This is a genomic window from Chlorobium phaeovibrioides, from assembly GCF_003968655.1.
GTDB lineage: Bacteria > Bacteroidota > Chlorobiia > Chlorobiales > Chlorobiaceae > Chlorobium > Chlorobium phaeovibrioides.
Window position 1 is genome coordinate 345912 of the sequence record NZ_RXYK01000001.1, and the last position, 6045, is coordinate 351956.

Annotated in this window: 3 protein-coding genes; all 3 read right to left on the minus strand. The window is 52.6% G+C overall.

Annotated features, from left to right (window positions below):
• Positions 1-24: 24 nt before the first annotated feature.
• From EKD02_RS01620 to EKD02_RS01630, 3 genes are read right to left on the minus strand one after another with little or no spacing between them, the layout of a single operon-like run.
• Positions 25-1452, minus strand: coding sequence for an efflux transporter outer membrane subunit (locus EKD02_RS01620; RefSeq protein WP_126383486.1), 1428 nt, complete (start codon positions 1450-1452; stop codon positions 25-27).
• Complete coding sequence (locus EKD02_RS01625; RefSeq protein ID WP_126383488.1) at positions 1452-4655, minus strand: efflux RND transporter permease subunit; 3204 nt, start codon at positions 4653-4655, stop codon at positions 1452-1454. Before EKD02_RS01625 ends, EKD02_RS01620 begins: the two co-directional genes overlap by 1 nt.
• 5 nt (positions 4656-4660) lie before the next feature.
• Positions 4661-5764 (minus strand): efflux RND transporter periplasmic adaptor subunit, encoded by a 1104-nt coding sequence (locus EKD02_RS01630; protein WP_126383490.1) that lies wholly within the window; start codon positions 5762-5764, stop codon positions 4661-4663.
• Positions 5765-6045 lie beyond the last annotated feature (281 nt).

Genomic DNA, 6045 nt, shown 5'->3' on the forward strand with positions numbered 1-6045 from the left:
CAACTCCGATGCGACAAAAACCGTTCACGATTGTGAATGCACCCAGCCACCACCAAGGGCCCGGTAGAGTTCGGCCATGGCTGAAAGATGCTGGCGACGAATTTCGGCGAGTTCAAGATAGGCTCCCAGTGACGCATTCTGAACAGCAATCACCTCAAGATAAGTTGCCATACCGCTCTGAAAGAGCAGAGTGCTGTTGTCAACAGCCTTCCGCAGTGTTGCTGCCCGGCTCGAGGCCTCAACTTCACGATTCTGCAGTGAGCTGAGCTGCACAAGCGCATCGGAAACCTCACCTGCAGCGAGGAGTACGGCCTGACGGAACGCCAGCTCTGCCTGGATGCTCCTGATTTTCGTCTTGCGGAACTCGGAACGGAGACGACCCTGCTGAAAAATGGGCTGGAGCACTGCCCCCTGCACAACCCCAAACAGTGAACCGGGAGTGGAAAACCAATCGGATGCGCGTAAGGCATTGAGCCCCCCTTCAGCCGTAAGGGTGAGGGTGGGATAGAGAGCAGCCAGAGCAGCTCCGCTATTTGCATGAGCCTCACGCATACCAAGTTCGGCAGCTTTCACATCGGGACGGTTCTCAAGAAGCGATGCAGGCAGGCCAGCGGGAAGATTGTCGTGCACGGAAGTTTTGAAGAGTGGCTCACCGCGCTCCACGCGTGAGGGCATATGGCCGGTAAGAATGCTGATGGCATTTTCACGGGCGGCAATCAGCCGTTCGAGTTCGGGAATTGCAAGAGCAATTGCTGAACGGGATGCCTCCTGCTGCTGAACGGCAAGCGATGTAACCTGCCCCGCATCATACTGCAGGCGTATCATCCGGAGAGTCGTGTCGGCGAGAGCGAGATTTTTTCGGGAAATATCAAGCTGGGCGTCGAGCATCAGCAGCGAGTAGTAGCTGTCGGCAACATCGGCCACCAGCCGTGTCTGAACTGCCCGGGCAACCTCTCTGGTTTTCAGGTAGGCGGCAAGCGCCGACTTTTTCCGGCTTCTGATTTTGCCCCATATATCGGCTTCCCATGAAAGAGACCCCTGAGCGCTGTAGTCTTCAACCGATTTGTCGGACCCGGTCAAGGCGCTGGAACCATTGTCCGAAGGACGGCTGAGGCTTGCATCGGCTCCTATGCTGAGGGTTGGCAAATACCCAAGCTTTGCCACCTTGGAGCTTTCACGGGCGTATGCAATGTTCTTGATTGCAACCTGCAGGTCAAGATTACCGGCAACAGCCGAATCAATAAGAGTAATCAGCCGTGTATCGCTGAAGAATTCTCGATAAGGCATGGTGGCGATAGACAAGGTATCTGCTGCTGTACTCCCCCTGTACTGGTCTGGCATGGCAATGTCGGGGCGGCGGTATGAACCATTCATCGTGCAGGATGAAAGCGCATATCCAGCAAGAAGCAGCAGACACGCCGCAACAACCGTTTTTTTTCCTGTTCGGCCCATCACTGCTCCCCCCTGCTCTTCTGTTCGTTGACGAGTCTCTCTTCAAGCAGCTCTCCGGCCTCCACGGGTTCAGTTGCCGTTCCGGTCAGTCGTTCCTGCAGATGCTGGAACACCACAAAGAGAACCGGAACCACCAGAAGGCCGAGCACCATACCGATGAACATGCCGCCAATGGCTGCCGCACCGATGGAGTGGTTCCCCGCCGCAGCAGGACCGGTAACAAAAAGAAGAGGTATGAGACCGGCAACAAAGGTGAGCGAGGTCATCAGAATCGGGCGTAGCCGGGCATTTGCCCCCTGTAATGCTGCAGCTGAAAGCGACATGCCCGATACCCTTCGCTGGATTGCGAACTCAACAATGAGTATGGCATTTTTGGCAAGAAGCCCTATCAGCATGATAATGGCAACCTGTACATAGATATTGTTTTCAATGCCGGCAAACCCGATGCCGATGAACACACCCAGAAGCCCCGTAGGAATGGAAAGCATAACGGCCAGTGGAAGCAGGTAGCTCTCATAGAGAGCCGAAAGCAGAAAGTAGACGAAAATGACAGAAAGAAGAAAAATGGCCAGCTGACCACCGCTGGACTCAAGCTCTTCACGGCTCTGTCCTTTCCAGTCGTAACTGAATCCTGTCGGAAGGGCATCGGCCGATACTGCTGCAACTGCCGCAATCGCCTGGCCGGTGCTGTAGCCCGGGTTCACAACTGCATTGATGGGTATTGCATTGAAAAGATTGAAGTGATCAACAGACTCCGGCCCATAGACCCGCTTGATGGTCAGCAGTGAGCCAACCGGAACCATTTCACCCGATGAATTCTTGATGAAAATCCCGTTCAGAGAAGAAGGTTCGCTCCGGGTATCAGACTCTGCCTGCATCACAACGCGGTAATACTTGCCGAACCGGTTGAAGTCAGATGCCTGCATGCTGCCGTAATAGGCCTGCATAACGGTCAGAAGATCACTGACCTCAACCCCCATTCTCTTGGCTCTGGCTGCATCAGCCTCAACCGAAAACTGGGGATAGGAGGCATTGAAGGTGGTGAACGCAAAAGCGATTTCAGGCCTCTGCATCAGTTGTCCTATAAAGTTCGCCGAAACGCCGTTGAACGCTTCAAGGCTTCCACCGCTCCTGTCCTGAAGAACGAACTCCAGACCACCAACGGTACTGAATCCCGGGACGGTCGGCATGGAAAGGGCAAAAAAGGAGCCCTCTTTTATGGCAGAAAGCCTTCCATTTATTGAGCCGAGAACATTCTTGATGTCCCCCCCCGGTCCTCGTTCATGAAGATCATTGAGCTGCATGAATATCAGACCGGAAGAGGGTGAAGAACTTCTTGAAAGTATGTTGATGCCGGCAACCGAAATCACCCTGTTGACCGCCTGCATCTCTCGCAGCGATCCTGCAGCACGATCCATGGTGACCTGTGTCCGCTCCAGAGAGGCGCCGGGAGGCATGGAGACAGAAACAATCACAAAACCGTTGTCTTCATCAGGAATGAAACCGGTTGGGGTGGATTTGAACATCCAGAAAGCTGCGGCAGTGATGAGCGCCAGACCGAAAAGGGAAAGAGTTCTTTTGCGAAGCAGCAAAGCCAGAACATCAAGATAGCGTCGTTTAAGCACATTGAAGCCGGTATTGAAGCCAGTGAAAAAACGGTGCTGGAATCCAGTAAAACGGTGAGCACCGCTCTTTGTTTCGTCCTGATGCATTTCGCCCAGAAAAAGCGCACAGAGAGCCGGGCTGAGGGTCAGCGCATTGACTGCGGAAATGAGAACAGCAATGGCAAGGGTAAAGGCAAACTGGCGGTAAAAAACGCCAGTCGATCCCTCAAGAAAGCCAACCGGCAGAAATACGGAAGCCATCACCAGAGTGATTGTGATAATGGGAGTGGTTATCTCCCTCATGGCCGACACAGTAGCAACGGTTGCCGGCCACCGGGTCTTCTCCATTTTGGCATGCACCGCCTCCACAACAACAATGGCGTCATCAACCACAATGCCAATGGCAAGCACAAGGCCAAAGAGGGTGAGAACATTGATGGAAAAGCCGAACAGGTTCATGAAAAAGAAGGTACCGAGAATGGCAACCGGCACGGCAATGGCTGGAATCAGGGTTGAACGGAAATCCTGAAGAAAAATATAGGCCACAAGAAAGACCAGAAGAAATGCCTCGATGAGGGTATGCTGCACCTGCTCAATGGAATCGTCGACAACTTTTTTGGAGCTGTATGGAATGGAAACAGAAATGCCTGAAGGAAAGTCGGCTGACGCATTCTCAAGCACCTTTCGAATCTGTGTTTCAACCTCGTTGGCATTTGAGCCGGGAGCCTGATAAACGGCAAGCACAATACCCGGCAACCCGTTGGACTTGACGCGAACATTGTAGCTGTAAGCACCGAACTCGACCCGGGCAATATCTCCCAGTTTGAGCAGGGATCCATCGGAATTGGCCCTGATCACAATATTTTCATATTGACCCGGATAGGCGAACTTGCCCGGATATTTCATCACATACTGCATATCCTGCCCGCCGTTCTCTCCGAAAGAACCGGGAGCAGCCTCAAGGTTCTGGCTATTGATGGCAGCCATAACCTCCTGTGGGTTCACCCTGTATGCCGCCATCTTTTCGGGGCGCAGCCAGAGACGCATGGAATAGTCCATATTCCCATACACCGACACCTGCCCCACTCCGGGAACACGCGCCAGATCATCGACAACATTTATCTTCGCATAATTCTGCAGAAATGTCTGGTCGTACTCAGCAGTTGCGCTTGACAGGTTCACCAGCATAATCATGCTGTTCTGGCGCTTGATGGTCGACACACCAATCTGGTTGACCTCTGCGGGAAGACGGCTGGTGGCCTGTGCAACGCGGTTCTGCACATTGACGGCAGCCTGATCGGCATTGGTCCCCTGCTTGAAAAAAACATTGATGGAAAGAGAACCGTCATTGGCTGAAGTTGAGGTCATGTAGATCATGTTCTCAACACCATTGATTGCCTCTTCAAGAGGGGGGGCGACGGACCGTCCCACGGTTTCCGCACTGGCACCCGGATAGCTTGCCGTCACGGTAACACTGGGAGGGGCGATATCAGGAAAACGCGTCACCGGAAGCTGGGTCATGCCAACGATGCCCAGAATAACTATGATCACCGAAATGACCGTAGCAAGAACCGGCCGTGTGATAAATCGTTCAAACATAGCGCTTAATCTGCCTTTGTGGCGCCCAGAGGGCGAATAACGGTACCATCCGGCAACCGCTCAAATCCCGCAGTCACGATAGTCTCACCCTCTTTGAGTCCATCCGTCACAACATAATCAGTACCGGTTGAAGCCGCTGCAGTAATGGGACGCCGTGCAATCTTTCCATCCCTGGCAACAACAACAACAAATACCCTATCCTGAATCTCCGTGGTTGCAGCCTGAGGAACGAGAAGAATATTTTTGAAAGGCGAAGAGACTACAACTTTTCCAGTATTTCCGGAACGAAGCACAGCCCCGGGGTTGGGAAATACCGCCAGAATCCGGATTGCACCAGTGGTTGCATCAAACGAACCGCTCATGCTTTCAAGCGTACCGGTGGAACCAAAACGGCTGCCATCGGCCAGAACAAGTGAGACAGGAGGCACGGCCTTCAGCTTGTCATGCAAAGTTTTACCGGCATAGCTGTTTCGGAAACGCATAAAATCAGCCTCACTCATACTGAAGTACGCATTGATTCTGCTGACATCGCTCATCGTGCTCAGCCACGCGCTCTGATTCCTGCTTACCAGACTGCCAATGGAAGGCGGTATGACGCCCACAAAACCATTGATAGGGGCCTTTATGAGCGTATAGCCGAGATTGATACGGGCTGAGGCAGCAGAAGCCTCTGCCGCCTGATACTTTGCCTTTGCCGTCTGAAGCTGAACGGGTGAAACCACCTTATTTTCAACAAGAGGCACCAGCTTCTCCATCTCGATTCTTGCCACTGCCGCAGATGCTTTCGCGGCTTCATAAGCAGAACGATACATCCTGTCGTCAATCTGAAAAAGAGGCTGACCCGCCTTGACATAATCCCCTTCCGCAACAAAAATCTTCTGAAGCGCTCCATCCACCTGTGGACGGATTTCCACATCTTCCCTGCCCTCAAGCCGTGTTGCATAGAAACTCTCCACCATGGCATCAGTCAGCTGAAGCGTCATGGACGGAAGTGCAGGAGGCTCCTGCTGTGGAGCACTTTGCGGGCCGCAGCCGAAAAGCGACAAAACCATAGCAAAGAAAGCCGCAACCGGCAGACGGCGGATAGACAGATTCACTCTCTTACTCATACATTTGCATCATTTTGATATGCACCAAACCCATAAACTCCAACCCGCAAACAGCAGAAGCCGCCCGGTAAACATACAATGAATACATGAGACTTCAACCCCAAACCCAGGAAAACCAGGAAAACAAAACTAGGGGACGTTGAAACTAGGGGACATCCTATATTGAAACCATCAAACACAAAGTTTTCCCGTTTGCATAATAATCCCACCAGTGCTTTGTAAAGCACGAAAAAAGAGGCGGGTTGCTCACTTCTGTAGAATCTCGTACCTTATCGTTATCG